Origin of the sequence: Streptomyces sp. NPDC058295 (assembly GCF_042880655.1) — a bacterium.
GTDB classification, from domain to species: domain Bacteria; phylum Actinomycetota; class Actinomycetes; order Streptomycetales; family Streptomycetaceae; genus Streptomyces; species Streptomyces coriariae.
On sequence record NZ_JBHVYO010000019.1, the window covers coordinates 153,630 to 170,512 of the forward strand.

Here is a 16,883-nt window from a genome sequence, read left to right on the forward strand (position 1 = left end):
GCGACACCGTACGCCCCGTCCGCACCTCGCGGACGGCGGCCCGCACATGGTCCGCGGTGATCGTGTCCAGGGCGCCCCGGCGCCCGGCACCGCCGGGGGACGTGTCGCGCAGGTGCCGGTACAGACGCCGGAAGTCGGCCCCGCTCAGCTCGCCGCTCGTCCGCATGCCCCCACCCTCCGGCAGACCCCCCGGCCCCCGCACGCCGAGTTGCCGGGCCCGGGGCCCGCCGCGTTAATGAGTGAGCGAACCGATCCGCGGAGGTCCGGATGGACATGATCCGTGTCCGCGCGGTGTGCCCGCCGGATCTCACGGAACGCGCCATGGCCCTGCTCGGCGCCGAGCGATGTGTCCTGAACCTGCACCTCCAGCCGGGCCGGGTACGCAACCCCGACGGTGACGCCATCCAGTGCGACGTCCTGACCGGCGCCGCGAACGAGGTGCTCCGCGGGCTGCGGGACCTCGGGCTCGAGCACCGTGGCTCGATCGTCCTCGATCCGGTGGACACGGCGTTCTCGGACCTCGCGGCCCGGACCTGGGCCGAGGAGCTGGGGACACGGCTGCGAGCGCCGGTGTGGGAGCAGGTGGAGGCCCGGATCCGGGCGGAGGGCCGCTACCCGCCGAGTTTCTACCTGTTCCTGGTCATCGCCGGGCTCATCGGTGCGGTGGGCATCATCACCAACTCCCAGATCCTCATCGTCGCGGCGATGGTGGTCGGCCCCGAGTACGGGGCCATCACCAGCGTCGCCCTCGGCATCGACACCCGCTCCCGGCCGAGGATCGAGCAGGGGTTCCTGGCGCTGCTGGTGGGCTTCGTACTGGCCGTCGCCGCGACCTTCCTCTTCGCCCTCCTCGTCCGCGGCTGGGGGCTCCAGCCGGAGGCCTTCGAGCTGGGGGTGCGGCCCGTCTCGAATCTGATCAACACCCCCAACTTCTTCTCGGCCGTGGTGGCGGTGCTGGCCGGGGTCGTCGGCATCGTCTCGCTGACGGAGGCCCGGACGAGCGCGCTGCTCGGCGTCTTCATCTCGGTGACCACCATTCCGGCGGGCGCGGACATCGGGGTCTCCGTGGCGTTCGCCAGCTGGGACGAGGCCTGGGGATCCCTGCTCCAGCTGCTGCTCAACATCGTCGTCCTGATCGTGGTCGGGACCCTCACCCTCAAGTGCCAGCGGGCCGTCTGGCGCCGGGTGAGCGAACGCCGGCACGCGCGCGCGGCCGGGCGGACCGCGTAGGAGCCGTGCGGGTGGGCGGGGTACCGAGGTGCGGCTGGCTCCGTCCGATGCTGCAATGAAGTCCGAAAACAGGGGGCCGCCGAACGCCGTGACCACCCAGGGGTGAAGCCGTGAGCGATGAATTCGTCGAAATGGGACCGATCGACTATGTCGTCGTCGAGTTCCCCGGGAACCGCATGACCGGCGAGGGCTTTCCCCTGCTGGTCGATCTGGTGGACCGCGGCCTCATCCGCATCCTCGATCTGCTGTTCGTCCGGAAGGAGGGGGACGGGTCCGTGGTCGGCCTGGAGATCGCCGACCTCACCGGCGACGGGGTTCTGGACCTGGCCGTGTTCGAGGGCGCCTCCTCCGGCCTGCTGGGCCAGGACGACATCGAGGAGGCCGGCAACGCTCTGGGCGCCGGGAACTCCGCGGCGATCCTGGTCTACGAGAACCTGTGGGCCGCGCCCTTCGCCACCGCCCTGCGCCGCGGCGGTGCTCAGCTGGTCGCCTCCGGGCGGATCCCGGTGCCGGCCGTCCTGGCCGCGCTGGACGAGACGGACGACGTGCGGCCGCCGAGGACGTAGAGACTCCGTCGCGGTGACGGAGGACCAGGTATTCCTGGGCCTCGGCCTGATCATCGTGTTGGCCGTCGGCTCCCAGGTGCTGGCGAACCGTCTGCGCATCCCCGCGCTGATCGTCCTGCTGCCCGTCGGATTCACCGCGGGCGCCCTGACCGACGACGTCGACCCCGAGCGGCTCCTGGGCAGCGCCTTCTCCCCGCTGGTCTCGCTGGCCGTCGCGGTGATCCTCTACGACGCGGGCCTCGGCCTGGACCTGAAGGGTCTCCAAGGCCACACCCGCCGGGTCGTGGTGCGGCTGATCTGGTTCGGCGCGCTGGTCAGCGGCGTCTCGGCGGCGCTGGTGGCCATGCCGCTGCTCGGGATGTCACAGGGCGCGGCCGTGATGCTCGGGGCGATCCTGGTCGTGTCCGGGCCGACGGTCGTCGGGCCGCTGCTCGCGTTCGTCCGCCCCACGGAGCGCCTGCGGCGGATCCTCGTCTGGGAGGGGTCGCTGATCGATCCCGTGGGCGGCATCCTGGGCGCGCTGGTCTTCCACACCGTCAGGGCCGGCGGGACCGGCGGCTTCGGCAGCCGGATCGGCCCCTTCGCCGTCAGCACGGCGGTGGGGGTGGCGGGGGGTGTCGTCGGAGCGGCGGTACTGACGGTGGCGCTGCGCAGGCTCCGGCTAGGGGAGGTGCTCGCCACCACGGTGCAGCTCGCCGCGGTGGTCGGCGTGGCCGCCGCCTGCGACATCGTCCGGGACGACACGGGGCTCATCGCCGCCGTTCTGATGGGGCTGGCGGTGGCGAATCTGTCCGGCGGGGGCGTCACGGCGCGGAGGCCGTTCTTCGAGACGTTCGTACATCTGATCATCGGACTGCTGTTCATCTCCATCTCGGCCACCGTCAGCCCCCAGTCCCTGCGGCATGTGCTGCTGCCGACGCTCGGGCTCGTGGCGGTCCTGGTGCTCGTGGCCCGCCCCCTGGTGGCGGCCGCGTCGGCCTGGGGAACCGATCTGACGGCCGGGGAACGGGGCTTCCTCGGGTGGATGGCGCCGCGCGGGATCGTGGCCGCGGCCACCGCCTCGACGTTCTCGGCCACGCTGGTGGACCAGGGCGTCGGTGGCGCGGCGAAGATCCTGCCCGCCACGTTCGTGGTGATCGTCGCCACCGTCACGCTGTACGGGCTGAGCGCGGCGGCGGTCGCCGGGCGGCTGGGCGTGGTGCGCTCGACGCGTTCCCGACCGTTGCTCGTGGGCGGCGATCCATGGGTGGTGGACCTGGGGCGGGCCCTGCGGTCGGCGGGGCTGGAGGTGGTGATGTGGGCGGGGCGCGAGACGGAGCGGGACGGCATCAGGGCCGCCGGCATCGAACTCGCCCCGGGGGAACTGTTCGCGGCGGCCACGGGCGAGGGCGCCGAACTCGAAGGCCTCACCGCGGTCCTGCTGCTCACCGGCGAGGACGACTTCAACGCGCTGGCGGCCACGCATCTCGAGGGAAGCGTCGAGGGCACGGTCCACCGGCTGCGGCCGCCCGCGGAGAGCCAGGGCGTCATCACCCCCTACGCGGGCGGCGAGGTGCTCTTCGAGCCGGATCTGACCGGGCCCGAACTGGCACGTCGTCACGCCCGGGGAGCCCGGGTCGTGACGCATCGCTTCGACGGCACCCTGCCGGCCGGACACCGGATGCTGTTCCTGGTGCGGGGTGACGGCCGGCTCCTCCCCGTCACCCGTGCCGGAGGCCCGGCGCCGCGGCCGGGGGACGTCGCGGTCCTCCTGAGCGCGTGACCCGTCAGCGGCCCGTGGACCGCCCGAAGGAGGCGACGGCGGCCCGCACCCGGACGAGAGCGGCCGGCAGGCCGGCTGTGGCGTCCAGGGTCAGGCCCGGCTCGTCCGGCTGAAGTGGCTCCAGCGTCGCGAACTGCGAGTCGACCAGCCGGGCGGGCATGAAGTGGCCGGTGCGCCGGGACACCCGGTCCCGTGCGGTGTCCCGGTCCAGGGCGAGGTAGAGGCACCAGAGCCGGGCGTCCGCGGCCGCCAGGAGTTCGTCGCGGTACGCCCGCTTGAGGGCCGAGCAGGCGACGACCAGCCCCTCCCCGGCCTCGGCGGAGTGCCGGACCCGGTCGGCGAGGGCCCGCAGCCAGGGCCCGCGGTCGGTGTCGTCCAGGGCGTGGCCGGCGGTCATCTTGGCGATCTCGGCGGCGCTGTGGAAGTCGTCGCCCTCGACGAACGTCACACCGAGCCGCTCGGCGACCGCCTTGCCGACGGTGCTCTTCCCGGAACCGGACACCCCGAGGACCAGCACGATCGGCGGTGCCTGCCCGGCCCCGCGCCCCGGCTCCCCGCGCGCCGACTCCCCGCCGCCGGTCACGGGCTCTCGGGCTCCCGTCCGGCCGCCGTCCGCCGCAGGTCCGCCTCGGTGAGGGGCTGGAGGGCCCCGGCGGTGTCCAGCCGGTAGAGCAGGACGAGGGGCGGTCCGACGAGCACCACGGCGATGGCCGTGACCAGCAGCAGCCAGCGCAGTGTCGTCGTCGCGCCGGCCGCCTCGGACACGGTCAGCGAGGTGGGGATGAGATAGGGCCGCTGGGCCAGCCCCCAGGCCACGACGACGAGTGCCACGCTGCCGACGGCGGTGATCCTCGCCCATCCGGTGGCGGTGCGGTACAGGGGTCGATGGTCATGTCGGTGAGAGCCGCGTCTCGCTGGAGGCCCGCATTGGCGACCATGACGTCGATGGTGCCGAACTCCTCGACCATACGGGAGACCATGTCGACGACCTGGTCCTCCTGCGACACATCGGCTTCGTGCGCATAGGCGCGGACGCCGAAACCCTCGATCTCGCGCACCACTTCTTCCGCGGCCTCACGCCCCGCCACGTAGTTCACGACCACATCGGCGCCCACCCGCCCCAGGCCGATCGCCGTGGCCTTTCCGATGCCGGAATTCGCGCCCGTCACCAGCGCTTTCTGCCCTGTGAGGAGCGGCTGGGCAAGGGGCTGGCGACCGTTGTTGCCGCTGGTTTCCACTCGTGTCTCCCTGGGCGTGCCGGCGCGGATATTCGGCAGACGTTCAAAGGAATCCGTCCGACAACGTAAACACGGGTGGCCCGGTGGGGCACGGTGGCGCGTCTCCCGTCAGCCGCCCGGGTGCCCGCCCGCGCTGAACGGCCCAACGGCCGACCGGCCTGTCGACCGGACGGGCTGGTCGGCCGGGCTGGTCGGCCGGGCTGGTCGGCCGGGCTGGTCGGCCGGGCTGGTCGGCCGGGCTGGTCGGCCGGGCTGGTCGGCCGGGGCGCGAGGACGGGACGCGGGGACGGGCTACTCGGTGCGGGCGTCCCGGCCCGTTCCGATGCACAGCGCCCAGATGACGAAGGCGTCCACGGCGATCAGCACGATGGCCCAGACGGGTTGGTACGGCAGCCACATGAAATTGGCGATCATCGACAGGCCGGCCACGGCGATACCGATGACGCGTGCCCACACCGCGCCGCGGAACAGAGCGGCGCCCGCGAGCGCGACCAGCACACCGAGGACGAGATGGATCCAGCCCCAGCTCGTCAGGTTGAAGTTGTAGGCGTAGTCACGGGTGACGACAAAGACGTCGTCCTCGGCTATGGCGGCGATTCCCTGGAATATCGCCATCACCCCGCCGAAGATCATCATGACCCCGGCGAAGCCGGTCCAGCCGGACACCCACGCTCCGCCGCCTCTTGCCGTTCCGTGTCCGTGGTGCATTCCGGTCGCGGCCATTCAGGGCTCCTCCCACTACATTTCGCCATTGACAGGTGGCCGTTCGGTCGCCCGGATATCAGCTTGCCACGATAAGCACAAACCGGCAGAACACCGGTATGCACGCAGTTCAGCGCGGGGGCCGACGTGCGAGGGAAATCCGGCGGTGGTCCAATGGGGGTATCCGGTGCGCCGGCCGTCGCGCGCCGGCCGGAGAAGCCGTCTCTTCCGCAGGTCTCCGGCGAGAAAGGAAACCGCCGTGCCAGGTCTCCTCCGCGGGGTCGCCCGCACAGCCGTCGTGGCGGGTACCGCGACCGCCGTGTCGAACCGCGTGTCACGCCGCCAGCAGGGGCGCTGGGCCCAGCAGGACGATCAGCAGGCCGCGCCGCAACCGGCCGCCGCTCCCCCGCCCGCCCCGCCGGCCGACATGAGCAGCAAGATCGACCAGCTGAAGCAACTCGGGGAGCTCAAGGCCCAGGGGGTCCTCACCGAGACCGAGTTCGAGGAGCAGAAGCGCAGGATCCTCGAGTCCTGATCCTGAGACGAGAGGCTGTACCGGAGCAGTTCCGGTACAGCCTCCGACCTACGACTTCGCAAAGTCGGGACGACAGGATTTGAACCTGCGACCCCTTGACCCCCAGTCAAGTGCGCTACCAAGCTGCGCCACGTCCCGAGGCGTTGCCGCGGCGGTGAGCTGCGGGAACGCGCAGGCAGAGCCTACCGTACGGGGGTGGGTGCGGCGGTCGGCGCCTGGTGGGCGGCCGGCCCCGGCAGCCGGCTCGCGCGGCGGACCGGGACCAGCAGGGCGGCGAGGGCGGCGCCCAGGCAGAGCACCGCGAGCAGGGTGAATCCGTGGGTGTAGCCGGAGTCGTAGGGCAGGCCCGACGGCTGCAGGCGGCCGGTGACCAGGACGCTGGTGACGGCGGCCCCGATGGACCCCCCGATGGTGCGGATATTGGCGTTCATGCCGGTGGCGGCGCCGGTCTGCCCGGCGGGCACGCTGCCGACGATCAGGTTGGCCATCGAGGCGAAGGCCAGGCCGATACCGAGACCGAACACGCCTGCCACGAAGGCCACTTGCCACTGCTCCTCGTGCCAGAGGGCGAGGAAGCCCATGGCGAGCGCCCCGAGTGCGGCGCCGGTCGTGAGCAGTGCCTTGGCGCCCACGCGGGGTTCGAGACGGCCGCTGAGCACACCGGAGACGAACATCGCGAGCAGCATCGGCAGCATGAGGAGCCCGGAGGCGGTGACGCTCGCGCCGAAGCCGTAGCCGGCGGTGCTCGGGGTCTGGACGAACCCGGGCAGGAAGGACCAGATCGCGTACATGCCCGCGCCGAACAGCAGGGCGGCGAGGTTGGTGGTCCACACGGCCGGCAGTCGCATGATGCGCAGGTCGATCAGCGGACTGCGGGAGCGGGCCTCGGTGAACAGCCACAGCGCGAACAGCGCCACGGCCACGGCGAACAGACCGACCACGCGGGCCGAACCCCAGCCCCAGCTGGCCGCCTGACTGAGCGGCAGCAGCAGGGCGACCAGCCATCCGGACAGCAGCACGGCGCCGAGCCAACTGACCTTGCCCTCCGCCCGGTCGGGCGACTCGGGCACATAGCGCACGGCGATCAGCGTGGCGGCCGCGACGATGCCGACGGGGATCCAGAACAGCCAGCGGTAGTCGAGCGCGGAGACGATCGGTCCGGCCGCGACCATGCCGACGCCACCGCCCGCGGCGATCACGGCGGACAGGTTGCTGATGCTGCCGGGCACCCGGGAGGGGGCGAACTCGTCCCTGATGATGCCGAAGGAGAGCGGGAACAGAGCGCCGCCGACGCCCTGGACGACCCGGGCGAGGATCAGGACGCCGATGGTCGGCGCGAGCGCGGCGAGCAGACAGCCGGCCAGGACGGCGAGCAGGACCCCGACGAGGGTGCGCTTCTTGCCGATCAGGTCGCCGACCCGGCCGAGGATCGGCGTGAAGACGGACGCGGACAGCAGGTACGCGGTCATCACCCAGGTCGCGGTGGACTGCGAGGTGTGCAGCGCGTGCTGCACGGTCGGCAGGGCCGGCGCTATCAGCGACTGGAGCATGGAGAACACGCCGGCACCGGTCGCGAGGACCGCGAAGGTGAGGCGGGTGGACTTGCGGGGCATGACAAGCCTCTCGGAAGAACCCGGTAAGAGGAGAAGAGGCCTCGGACTGTTAAAGTGGAGGCACCCCTCCACTGTAGCGGAGGCATCCCTCCGGTTCAACCGAGTTCCGCCCCAGGAGGCAGCAGTGCCGGCTCAGCAGTTCCCCATCAGCGAGATCGTCGCGGCCCAGCGCCCCGCCCGCAGGGACGCGGCCCGCAACTACGACGCGCTGCTGACCGCCGCGCGCGAGGCGTTCGCCGAGCACGGCTCCGAGGCGTCCCTGGAGGACATCGCCCGGCGAGCGGGCGTCGGCATCGGCACGCTGTACCGGAACTTCCCGACCCGCCGGGCACTGTTCGAGAGCGTGTACGCGGACGAGGTCAACGCGCTGTGCCGGTCGGCCGTGGAGCTCGCCGACCTGGAGCCGTGGGAGGCGCTCACCGCCTGGCTCGAGCGGTTCGCCGGGTACATGGTCACCAAGCGGGCGGTGCGCGAGGCGCTGGAGGGCGAGTCGGAGATCTTCCAGGCCTGCCGTGACTCGATGTACGCGGCGGCCGGCCCGCTGTTCGAACGGACCCAGCGGGCCGGGGCGGCCCGCGCGGACATGGACTTCGGCGATCTGCTGCGGATGGTCGCCGGGATCACCGCGACGGCCTTCGTGGATGACGCCCAGCGCGACCGCGTCCTGGCCATCGCCCTGGACGGGGTGCGCGCCGGGCGCCGGTGAGGAGGGGACGAGGGTCAGTCGGCCAGCGGGTACCGCGGGGCGAGCAGGTCCGCGATCCGCTCGGTGATCGTCTGGGCGGTGTTGCCGGTGGGGGCGTCCGGGCCGACCGTCGTGGACACCGCGATGGACAGCCGCTGGTGCGGCTCGTACGCCATCACGGCCGCGTAGCCGAAGAAGGACGGGTTCTGCACCACCCAGCCGTTCTTGACGATGACGCCGATACCGAAGTGGAAGTCCTCGGTCATGGGCAGGCAGACCGTGGCGGGGCAGTTCGCGGTGGGGTGCCCGAGGCCGACCGTGCCGGGGTCGAGCTGGGTGTCGAAGGAGCGCTTCGAGAGGAGTTCGCCCGAGCCGATGGCCTGCCCGGAGCGGGCCAGGTCACAGATGTCCTGGGTCAGGACGGCGCCCGGGGCGGTGGTCCAGGAGGGGTTGAAGTAGGTGGACTCCTCGTAGGTGCCGCGTTCGTCGTCGTAGGCGTGCAGCACGGGCGGCGGGATGAGCGCGGTGTCGTTGCTGCGGGTGTTGCGCAGCTTGAGGGGCTTCATGACGCGCTGCCGCAGGAGACGGTCAAGCGGGGTGCCGGAGATCTTCTCCAGGGCGCGGCCGAGGAGGACGAAGTTGGCGTGCGAGTAACTCCAGTTGGTGCCCGGCCGGTACCACAGGGGGTGACTGAGGGAGATCCCGACGAGTTCCTCGGGGGTCCAGTGCTGCCAGGGGTCGGCGTAGAGCTTCTTCAGGAACACCGGGTCGGTCACGTAGTCGTGCAGGCCGGACGTCGAGTCGCCGAGCATCCGCAGGGTGATCCTGTCGCCGTGCGGCAGGTCGGGCAGCCAGCGGGAGACCGGGTCGTCGAGGCGCGCCTTGTGCTCCTGGACGAGCTGGAGCAGCACGGTGCCCATGAAGGCGATGCCGACCGAGCCGGTGCGGAAGTGCATGGCGGGCGTGGCGGGCACATCCGTGAGGGACTCGCCGTCCGCGCCGGTGACGAGCTCACGCCCGTCGACCGTGACCTTGACCAGGGCGGCCTTGAGACCGAGTTCCTTGCGGGCGGCGCGGACGAGGGCGAGGACCTCGCGCGCCTGGCCCCGCGGTTTCGGGGTGGCGGCGCAGGCCCGGTCCTGGTGATGGGGACCGGGGGTGGCGGCCGCGGCCGCCGTCTGGAGGGTGGAGGCGAGAAGTGCGGCGGCGCACAGCAGCGCCGTACGGGTACGCGTCATACGGGCACTATGGGCTGATTGTCACATCGGGTATGGAGTCAACACTCCGTACGCCGTCCCCCCGGACCCGTACGGCCCTCGGCACACCTCCCGCGCCCCGGCCCGGTTGACCCGACCGGTGGAGGCGCCCGCCCGGACCACCGGCACCGTCCGGGCCGCCGGCGGCGACGGGGTCCGGGGGTCCGGGCGGGCGCACGACGCCCCCGGCCCGGCATACGTGCGGGCTCGCCCGGGCGGCGACCGAGCTGAACCGGCGCAGGTCCCTCAGCCCCGGGCAGGGGGCAACTGCCGCCGGCCTCTGGCCGCCGGATGCCGGCTGCCGGCAGCCGCCGAGGCTCGTCCGGGTCCGGCAGGCCAGGCGGGCGGCGCTGCTCGCGGAGACGATCGACGCCGAGGAGGTCCGTCGGCCCGGCCCGGTCGGCCGGGTGGCGGACGGGGCCGGGCGGAGGCCTTCGTCGACGACCTCGCCGCGGAGCCGCCCGTGCGCCGCACGCTCTCCACCGACGACCAGGACGCCCGTCGCGCCGGACACCACGGTCGGTCACGTCAAAGAGCGCAGGGCGTTCGGCCGGACGGTCGTGACCTTCCCGAGCATGACGGGCGAACTCGCCGCCGGATCTGCCGAGTCGGAGGGCGGAAAGGCCCTGCTCGATCGCGCCGTCGCCGAATTCGTCGCGGGTCGGCTCTCCGGCGCCGACGGCCGACGCGCCGAAGGTGAAGTTCCCCCGCACCGAGACGCAGGCCATTGGTGGCGACCGATGTCTTCAACTCTTCGGCGGAAAGGGCTACATGCATGAGTACCCGATCGCCCGGCTGTACGCGGACGCGCGCATCACCCGCAGCCACGCCGGAACGAGCGAGGTCATGCAGGCGGTCATCGCCGAGCCCCCCGGGAGTGTGCGCCGGGGGCGGGGCGCCGGGGCGCGGAGACAGGAGGGACGGTGAGGCATGGAGGACTTCTCCGGTCGGCCGGGGGTGGCGTTCGTGGCGGGTGGCACGGGCGGCATCGGCGCGGCGGTCGTACGGACGCTGGCCGCGCGCGGCAGCGCGGTGGTGTTCACCTACCGAGCCCGACGGGAGGCGGCCGAGGCCCTCGCCGAGGAGGCGAAGGGGCTCGCGCCGCTCCCCCTGGACCTGACCGACGAGAGGGCGGCGGCCTGGGCGGTGACCGCGACCGCCGAGGCGTACGGCGGCATCCACACGCTCGTGTACGCCGCCGGCCCACAGGTCCCGATGCGGCATCTCAGCCGGGTGACGCCGGGCGAGTACCGGGCCCAACTCGAGGCGGACGCGGGGGCGTTCTTCAATCTCGTCCATCCGGCACTGCCCGTACTGCGCCGGAGCCGGGGCAGCATCGTCGCGGTCACCACCGTCGCCACCCGGCGCTTCCCGGCACGCGACGGACTGTCCTCGGGGGCGAAGGGAGCGGTCGAGGCGGTCGCCCGCGCCCTGGCCGCCGAGGAGGGGCGCTACGGAGTCCGCGTCAACTGCGTCGCACCCGGCATGCTCACCGACGGCATCGCGGGCCGGCTGATCGAGTCGGGCGAACTGGACGACGAGGCGCTCGCGGTCACCCGGCGGAACATCCCGCTGCGCCGGTTCGGGAAAGCGGCGGACATCGCGGAGGCGGTGTCCTTCCTGGCCTCGGACCGGGCCGGGTTCATCACGGGCCAGGCCCTCGGGGTGGACGGGGGCTACAGCGTGTGAAGCGCCAGGCCGCGCGGAGAGAACCGGGGCGGGTGACCACGCAGTCAAGCCGGTCGACGACCTCCCGAAGACCGGCTCGACTCCGCAGTCGTTCCAGTCTTCGGGGCGCTCCGGTCCGCGTCAAGGTCCGTCTCACAGGTCGACTCCGGCACCGTCGTCCACACAAGCCTTTCCCGGTCACTCCCGGAGCGACACACGGAATTTTCCCCGCCACCCGGCCGCCGCCGGGAATGTGCGTGTCGATTCGGACAAGCGGTCCAGAGGAACCCATTTCCTGCGTTCGTTCATGTTTCTACCGTGTGAGTGGAGGGTGAACGAGGACGGGCTCGAAAGGAATTCATCCGATTTCCTACGCCTGGCCCACCGCCCATGACTGACCGAATCATTGCGGCTGGATAGCGCCCTGATCGTTCGAACGTTGACCACTGAGTAACAAGCGCACTACCTTTCAACGCGTTTCGAGCACGCGCTTTAGAACGGCGTTCCGCGGTGGACCCCTGCCCGCGGAAATCCGGTGAGCCGCCATTGCTGTCCCGAACCCCCCACCGTGCAGTCTCACCCTTGATTCGGAGAATCATGACGTCTGCTGTGCGTTCCGAGGACATGATCATCGGCATCTCTCCTTTCGGCGAACCCGATGCCGGGCTCGCCCTGGCGATCACCCGGGCCGGCGGGCTCGGCGTACTCGACCTGGGAAACGGTGACCGAAGAACCCGCGAGGCCCTGTCCCGCCTGCGCCGCGCCTCCCCGGGCGCCTTCGGGGTCCGGGTCGGCGCACACTGCCGGCTCACCCCCGCCGACCTGGAACCCGACGGCCCGCACACGGTGGTCCTCACCGCGGAGGCGGCACAGGCCCGGGAGGCCGCGGGGACCGCGAAGCCCGTGGGGACCGCGGAGGCCCTGGAGGCCGACAGTGCGCCCTGGCCGATCGCCGGCCTCTCGGCCCGCTACCGCGTGCTCGTCGAGGTCACCGACCTGGCGGGCGCGCGGGACGCGTTACGCGCCGGGGCGCACGGCCTGATCGCCCGCGGCGCCGAGAGCGGTGGCCGGGTCGGCGAACTGAGCACCTTCGTCCTGCTCCAGCAGCTCCTCGCCGCACCCGAGGTGGCCGCCCCGGTATGGGCGTGCGGCGGCATCGGCCCGCGCACGGCCGCCGCCGCGGTGGCCGGCGGTGCGGCAGGCGTCGTCCTGGACAGCCAGCTCGCCCTCCTCGCCGAGTCCGCGCTGCCCGAACCCGCCGCCGCGGCGCTGCGCGCCCTGGACGGCTCGGAGACCGTCGTCCTCGCCGGACACCGGGTCCTGCTGCGGCGCGGCCCCGACGCCCCGCAGCTCCCGGAGGACGCCGGAGCACCGGCGGTGGCGGCGCTGCTGGGCGCGCAGGATCCCCGCGCACAGCTGCTCCCGGTGGGCCAGGACGGCTTCCTCGCCGCGCGGTTCGCCGAGCGCTGGGGTGACGTGCGGCGGACCCTGCGGGCGGTGCGGGACGCGGTCCTGGACGACGTGCGCGACGACACGGCCGGCCGGGCCCTGCGGGCCGGGTCGCCGATGAGCCGGGCGCTCGGCACCCGGCTCCCCCTCGCCCAGGGGCCGATGACAAGGGTGAGCGACGGGGCCCCGTTCGCCGCGGCGGTGGCGGCCGACGGGGCACTGCCCTTCCTCGCCCTGGCGTTGGCGGACGGCGCGCGGACGCGGGCCATGCTCGCCGAGACCCGGGACGCGGTGGCCGGCCGGCCCTGGGGCGTGGGCGTACTCGGTTTCGCGCCGGAGGACGTACGCGCCGCACAGCTGGAGGCCGTACGGGAGCTGCGGCCGACGCACGCGATCATCGCGGGCGGCCGGCCGTCCCAGGCGCAGGCGCTGGAGCGGGACGGCATCCGGACCTTCCTGCACGTGCCGTCGCCGGGGCTGCTGCGGCAGTTCCTGGAGGCCGGGGCCCGCCGCTTCGTGTTCGAGGGCTCGGAGTGCGGCGGACACGTCGGACCGCGCGCGAGTTTCGCACTCTGGGAGGCCCAACTGGCGGTCCTGGAGGACTGGTCCGAGGGCCACCGGGCCGAGGACGTCGAGGTGTTCTTCGCGGGCGGTGTCCACGACGAACGGTCGGCGGCGATGGTCGCCGCGCTCGCCGCGCCGCTGACCGCGCGCGGAGCGGCGGTCGGCGTGCTGATGGGCACCGCGTACCTGTTCACCGAGGAGGCCGTGTCCCGCGGCGCGATCCGGCCGCTCTTCCAGCGACAGGTCATGGCCGCCGAACGCACCACGCTCCTGGAGTCGGCGCCGGGACACGCCACCCGGTGCGTGCCGAGCCCGTTCGCCGCCGGCTACCGCGACGAGGAGGCCCGGCTGCGGGCCGAGGGCGCCGGGGACCGACAGATCTGGGAGGCACTGGAGCGGCTCAACGTCGGCCGGCTGCGCCTCGCGAGCAAGGGCGTGACCCGGGAGACCGACGGCTCCCTCACCCCCGTCGACGAGCAACGCCAGCTCTCCGAGGGGATGTTCATGGCCGGAGCGGTGGCCGTGCTGCGCTCGGCGACCACCACGGTCGCCGCGCTGCACGAGTCCGTGACCACCGGCGCGGTCGAGCATCTCGCCCTGCGGGCGGCCGAGTTGAGCCGAGAGGAGACGGTCCGCGAGCCGGCTGCCCCGGCCCCGCTCGACATCGCCGTCGTCGGCATGGCGTGCATGTTCCCACAGGCACCCGACCTGCCCACCTTCTGGGCGAACGTGGTCGGGGGCGTGGACGCGGTGGGCGAGGTGCCCGCCGACCGCTGGGACCCGGCCGTCCACCACGGCGAGTCCACCCCGTCCAAGTGGGGCGGTTTCCTGCCCCGCATCCCCTTCGACCCCCTGCGGTACGGCATCCCGCCGACGTCGCTCGGCAGCGTCGAGCCGGTGCAGCTGCTGTCCCTGGAGGCGGCCAGGCGCGCCCTGGAGGACGCCGGATACGGCGAAGGGGGACGGGAGTTCGACCGTTCCCGCACCTCGGTCGTGTTCGGCGCGGAGGCGGGCAGCGACCTGTCGAACGCGGCCACGCTGAGGGCGGTCCTGCCCTCGTACTACGGCAGCGTCCCGGCGGGCCTGGACGACCAGCTCCCGCGGCTCACCGAGGACTCCTTCCCTGGCATGCTCGCCAACGTCGTCTCCGGGCGGATCGCCAACCGGCTCGACCTCGGCGGCGCGAACTACACCGTCGACGCCGCCTGCGCCTCCTCGCTGGCCGCGGTGGACGTCGCCTGCAAGGAACTCGTCGGCGGCACCTCCGACGTGGTGCTCTGCGGCGGCGCCGACCTGCACAACGGCATCAACGACTACGTCCTCTTCTCCTCCGTGCACGCGCTGTCCCCGACCGGCCGCTCCCGCGCCTTCGACGGTTCGGCGGACGGCATCGCGCTCGGGGAGGGCGTGGCCTGCGTCGTCCTGAAGCGGCTCGCGGACGCCGAACGCGACGGCGACCGGATCTACGGCGTGATCAAGGGCCTCGGCTCCTCCAGCGACGGCCGCTCGCTCGGACTCACGGCGCCCAGGCCCGAGGGCCAGCGCTCGGCCCTGGAACGCGCCTACCGCAACGCGGGCGTCTCCCCGGCCGACGTCGGACTTCTCGAGGCGCACGGCACCGGGACGGTGGTCGGCGACCGCACCGAACTGCGCATCCTGAGCGAGGTGTTCGGCGAGGCCGGGGCGGAACCGGGCGGCTGTGCGATCGGCTCGGTGAAGTCGCAGATCGGACACACCAAGTGCGCCGCCGGACTCGCCGGTCTGATCAAGACGCTGCTCGCCCTGCACACGGGCGTCCGGCCGCCCACGCTGCACGTCGAGGCCCCCAACGCGGCCTGGGACCGGGAGAGCAGCCCCTTCGCCTTCCACGCACGGGCCAGGCCCTGGGCGGCGCCTCCCGAGGAACGCCTCGCCGGAGTCAGCGCGTTCGGCTTCGGGGGCACCAACTTCCATGTGGTGCTGAGCGCGTACGCCGGCGGCGTGCCGCCGGTACGGGGCGCGGACGTCTGGCCGGCCGAACTGTTCGTCTTCCGTGGCCGGGACGCCGCCGCGGCCGGCCGTGCGGTGGACGAACTCCTCAGGGCCGCGGAGGCGGAGGGCCGGCCGTGGCGGCTGCGGGACCTGGCGCTCGGCGCCGCCCGGCGGTCGGACGCGAGCCGCGAACCGGCGCAGGTCGCGGTCGTGGCGACGGACGTGGACGACCTGGTCGGCAAGTTGCGACGGGTGTCGGCCGATCCGGCCGAGCACGACCCGGCACGCGGGATCCACCGAGCCGGACCGGACGACACCGGGGACTCCAAGGTCGCCTTCCTCTTCCCCGGCCAGGGCAGCCAGCGCACCGGCATGCTCGCGGACCTGTTCGTCACCTTCCCCGAGCTGCGGCCCTACCTGGAACTCGGACGCGCCCACGCCGACACCCTGTATCCGCCGGCCGCCTTCGACGACGCGGAACGCGACCGCCAGCAGGCCGCGCTGACCGACACCCGGGTGGCACAGCCGGCCCTCGGCGTCGCCGGACTCGCGGCGCACGCCGTGCTCACCGCGGCCGGGGTACGGCCGGACATGGCCGCCGGGCACAGTTACGGCGAGTTGGTCGCCCTCTGCGCGGCCGGCGCACTGAGCCCCGAGACACTGCTGGACCTGAGCGCGGAACGGGCGGCAGCCATCCTCGAAGCCGCCGGGGCCACCGGATCCGCGGGATCCACCACGTCCGCCGGGTCCGCCGGTGGCGATCCCGGCACCATGGCCGCCGTCGCGGCCGGTGCCGACAAGGTGGCGCGGGCCCTGGAAGCGGTGCGGGCGCCGGACTCCGTGGTCGTCGCCAACCGCAACTCGCCGGAGCAGACGGTGATCTCGGGCCCCTCGGCCGCCGTCGCCGACACCGTACGGCTGCTGCGCGAGGCCGGTATCGGGGCCAAGCGGATCCCCGTGGCCTGCGCCTTCCACAGCCCGCTGGTCGCCGGTGCCGCCGACCGCTTCGCCGAGGCACTCGCGGCCCGGCCGGTGCACGCGCCCGAGTTCCCGGTGTGGTCCAACCGCACGGCCGCGCCGTATCCCGCCGACGCCGACGGGGTACGGACCGAACTCGCCGCCCAGATCGGCGCCCCGGTCGCCTTCGCCGAGCAGATCGAGGCGATGTACGCGGCGGGCGCGCGCATCTTCGTCGAGGCCGGTCCCGGGTCGGTGCTGACCCGGCTGGTCGGGCAGATCCTCGGCGACCGTCCGCACCGCACGGTGGCCTGCGAGCCCCGCCCCGGCGGCGGTCTGCACGGCTGGCTCGACGCGCTGGCCCTGCTCGCCGTCGCGGGCCTGCCGGTACGTGCCGGGTGGCTGCTGCGCGGCCGGGACGCGATCGACGCGGTACGGACCCCCGTGCCGAAGCGGCCCGGCTGGACGGTCGACGGACAGCTGGTCCGCACCGCCGCCGGCGCCCTCCTTCCCGGTGCGCTCGCACCGGCCCGACGAGTCGTGGAATCCCCCGAGAGGACCGTGGCGACTGTGCCGACGAACCCCCCGCACGGCGTCCCGTCCGACCGGGACGCGCTCGTCTCCGAATTCCTGCGCACCAGCCGGGAGATGATCGCCGCCCAACGGGACGTACTGCTCACCTACTTC

Annotated in this window: 13 protein-coding genes, 1 tRNA gene and 1 pseudogene; 8 read left to right on the forward strand and 7 right to left on the reverse strand. The window is 73.1% G+C overall.

Annotation, left to right across the window (positions count from 1 at the left end):
• Window positions 1-267: 267 nt before the first annotated feature.
• The 3 genes from ACFVYS_RS21840 to ACFVYS_RS21850 all read left to right on the forward strand — a co-directional run bounded on the left by ACFVYS_RS21840 (window position 268) and on the right by ACFVYS_RS21850 (window position 3,558).
• Window positions 268-1,230, forward strand: a complete 963-nt coding sequence (locus ACFVYS_RS21840; RefSeq protein WP_389504332.1) for a DUF389 domain-containing protein — start codon at window positions 268-270, stop codon at window positions 1,228-1,230.
• A gap of 131 nt (window positions 1,231-1,361) precedes the next feature.
• On the forward strand, window positions 1,362-1,796 hold the full coding sequence (locus ACFVYS_RS21845) for a DUF6325 family protein (RefSeq protein ID WP_389504363.1): 435 nt from the start codon (window positions 1,362-1,364) through the stop codon (window positions 1,794-1,796).
• A gap of 13 nt (window positions 1,797-1,809) precedes the next feature.
• Window positions 1,810-3,558, forward strand: a complete 1,749-nt coding sequence (locus tag ACFVYS_RS21850; protein WP_389504334.1) for a cation:proton antiporter — start codon at window positions 1,810-1,812, stop codon at window positions 3,556-3,558.
• A 4-nt stretch (window positions 3,559-3,562) separates the two neighbouring features.
• On the opposite strand, the gene ACFVYS_RS21855 is transcribed toward ACFVYS_RS21850, so the two are convergent.
• From ACFVYS_RS21855 to ACFVYS_RS21870, 4 genes and pseudogenes are all read right to left on the reverse strand, one after another.
• The gene (locus tag ACFVYS_RS21855) at window positions 3,563-4,141 is read right to left on the reverse strand and encodes a gluconokinase (RefSeq protein ID WP_389504335.1); all 579 of its coding nucleotides are present in this window, start codon (window positions 4,139-4,141) and stop codon (window positions 3,563-3,565) included.
• Complete coding sequence (locus ACFVYS_RS21860) at window positions 4,138-4,389, reverse strand: hypothetical protein (RefSeq protein WP_389504337.1); 252 nt, start codon at window positions 4,387-4,389, stop codon at window positions 4,138-4,140. Before ACFVYS_RS21860 ends, ACFVYS_RS21855 begins: the two co-directional genes overlap by 4 nt.
• A 53-nt stretch (window positions 4,390-4,442) precedes the next feature.
• Window positions 4,443-4,796 (reverse strand): annotated as a pseudogene (locus tag ACFVYS_RS21865) (SDR family NAD(P)-dependent oxidoreductase); the annotation flags it as partial.
• A gap of 291 nt (window positions 4,797-5,087) precedes the next feature.
• Entirely contained in the window at window positions 5,088-5,519 is a 432-nt protein-coding gene (locus ACFVYS_RS21870; protein ID WP_389504338.1) for a hypothetical protein, read from the reverse strand.
• A 238-nt stretch (window positions 5,520-5,757) separates the two neighbouring features.
• Here ACFVYS_RS21870 and ACFVYS_RS21875 point away from each other — a divergent pair, with 238 nt between their 5' ends.
• A complete protein-coding gene (locus tag ACFVYS_RS21875) occupies window positions 5,758-6,033 on the forward strand; it encodes an SHOCT domain-containing protein (RefSeq protein ID WP_389504340.1) in 276 nt (91 codons plus the stop codon).
• Window positions 6,034-6,097: 64 nt separating this feature from the next.
• On the opposite strand, the gene ACFVYS_RS21880 is transcribed toward ACFVYS_RS21875, so the two are convergent.
• Window positions 6,098-6,171: transfer RNA gene (locus ACFVYS_RS21880), tRNA-Pro, on the reverse strand.
• 44 nt (window positions 6,172-6,215) lie between these two features.
• Window positions 6,216-7,646, reverse strand: a complete 1,431-nt coding sequence (locus ACFVYS_RS21885) for an MFS transporter (RefSeq protein WP_389504342.1) — start codon at window positions 7,644-7,646, stop codon at window positions 6,216-6,218.
• Window positions 7,647-7,770: 124 nt separating this feature from the next.
• Between ACFVYS_RS21885 and ACFVYS_RS21890 the strand changes: the two genes are divergently transcribed.
• Entirely contained in the window at window positions 7,771-8,352 is a 582-nt protein-coding gene (locus tag ACFVYS_RS21890) for a TetR/AcrR family transcriptional regulator (RefSeq protein ID WP_389504343.1), read from the forward strand.
• Between the two features lie 14 nt (window positions 8,353-8,366).
• On the opposite strand, the gene ACFVYS_RS21895 is transcribed toward ACFVYS_RS21890, so the two are convergent.
• Window positions 8,367-9,569 carry a serine hydrolase domain-containing protein gene (locus ACFVYS_RS21895; RefSeq protein WP_389504344.1) on the reverse strand — a complete coding sequence of 401 codons (1,203 nt, stop codon included), beginning with the start codon at window positions 9,567-9,569 and terminating at the stop codon, window positions 8,367-8,369.
• A gap of 714 nt (window positions 9,570-10,283) precedes the next feature.
• On the opposite strand from ACFVYS_RS21895, the gene ACFVYS_RS21900 reads away from it, so the two are divergent.
• The 3 genes from ACFVYS_RS21900 to ACFVYS_RS21910 form a co-directional block, all read left to right on the forward strand.
• Complete coding sequence (locus ACFVYS_RS21900; protein ID WP_389504346.1) at window positions 10,284-10,514, forward strand: acyl-CoA dehydrogenase family protein; 231 nt, start codon at window positions 10,284-10,286, stop codon at window positions 10,512-10,514.
• A 3-nt stretch (window positions 10,515-10,517) separates the two neighbouring features.
• Window positions 10,518-11,276 carry an SDR family NAD(P)-dependent oxidoreductase gene (locus tag ACFVYS_RS21905; RefSeq protein WP_389504347.1) on the forward strand — a complete coding sequence of 253 codons (759 nt, stop codon included), beginning with the start codon at window positions 10,518-10,520 and terminating at the stop codon, window positions 11,274-11,276.
• A 576-nt stretch (window positions 11,277-11,852) separates the two neighbouring features.
• Window positions 11,853-16,883: beta-ketoacyl synthase N-terminal-like domain-containing protein (locus ACFVYS_RS21910; RefSeq protein ID WP_389504349.1), on the forward strand; the 5,031-nt coding region annotated here is incomplete at its 3' end.

What these genes read in the sequence shown, in the direction of transcription:
- ACFVYS_RS21905 (WP_389504347.1), top strand. Translation starts at nt 10,518, where the DNA reads ATGGAGGACTTCTCCGGTCGGCCGGGGGTGGCGTTCGTGGCGGGTGGC.
- ACFVYS_RS21845 (WP_389504363.1), top strand. Translation starts at nt 1,362, where the DNA reads ATGGGACCGATCGACTATGTCGTCGTCGAGTTCCCCGGGAACCGCATG.
- ACFVYS_RS21885 (WP_389504342.1), bottom strand. Translation starts at nt 7,646, where the DNA reads ATGCCCCGCAAGTCCACCCGCCTCACCTTCGCGGTCCTCGCGACCGGT.
- ACFVYS_RS21870 (WP_389504338.1), bottom strand. Translation starts at nt 5,519, where the DNA reads ATGGCCGCGACCGGAATGCACCACGGACACGGAACGGCAAGAGGCGGC.
- ACFVYS_RS21840 (WP_389504332.1), top strand. Translation starts at nt 268, where the DNA reads ATGGACATGATCCGTGTCCGCGCGGTGTGCCCGCCGGATCTCACGGAA.
- ACFVYS_RS21895 (WP_389504344.1), bottom strand. Translation starts at nt 9,569, where the DNA reads ATGACGCGTACCCGTACGGCGCTGCTGTGCGCCGCCGCACTTCTCGCC.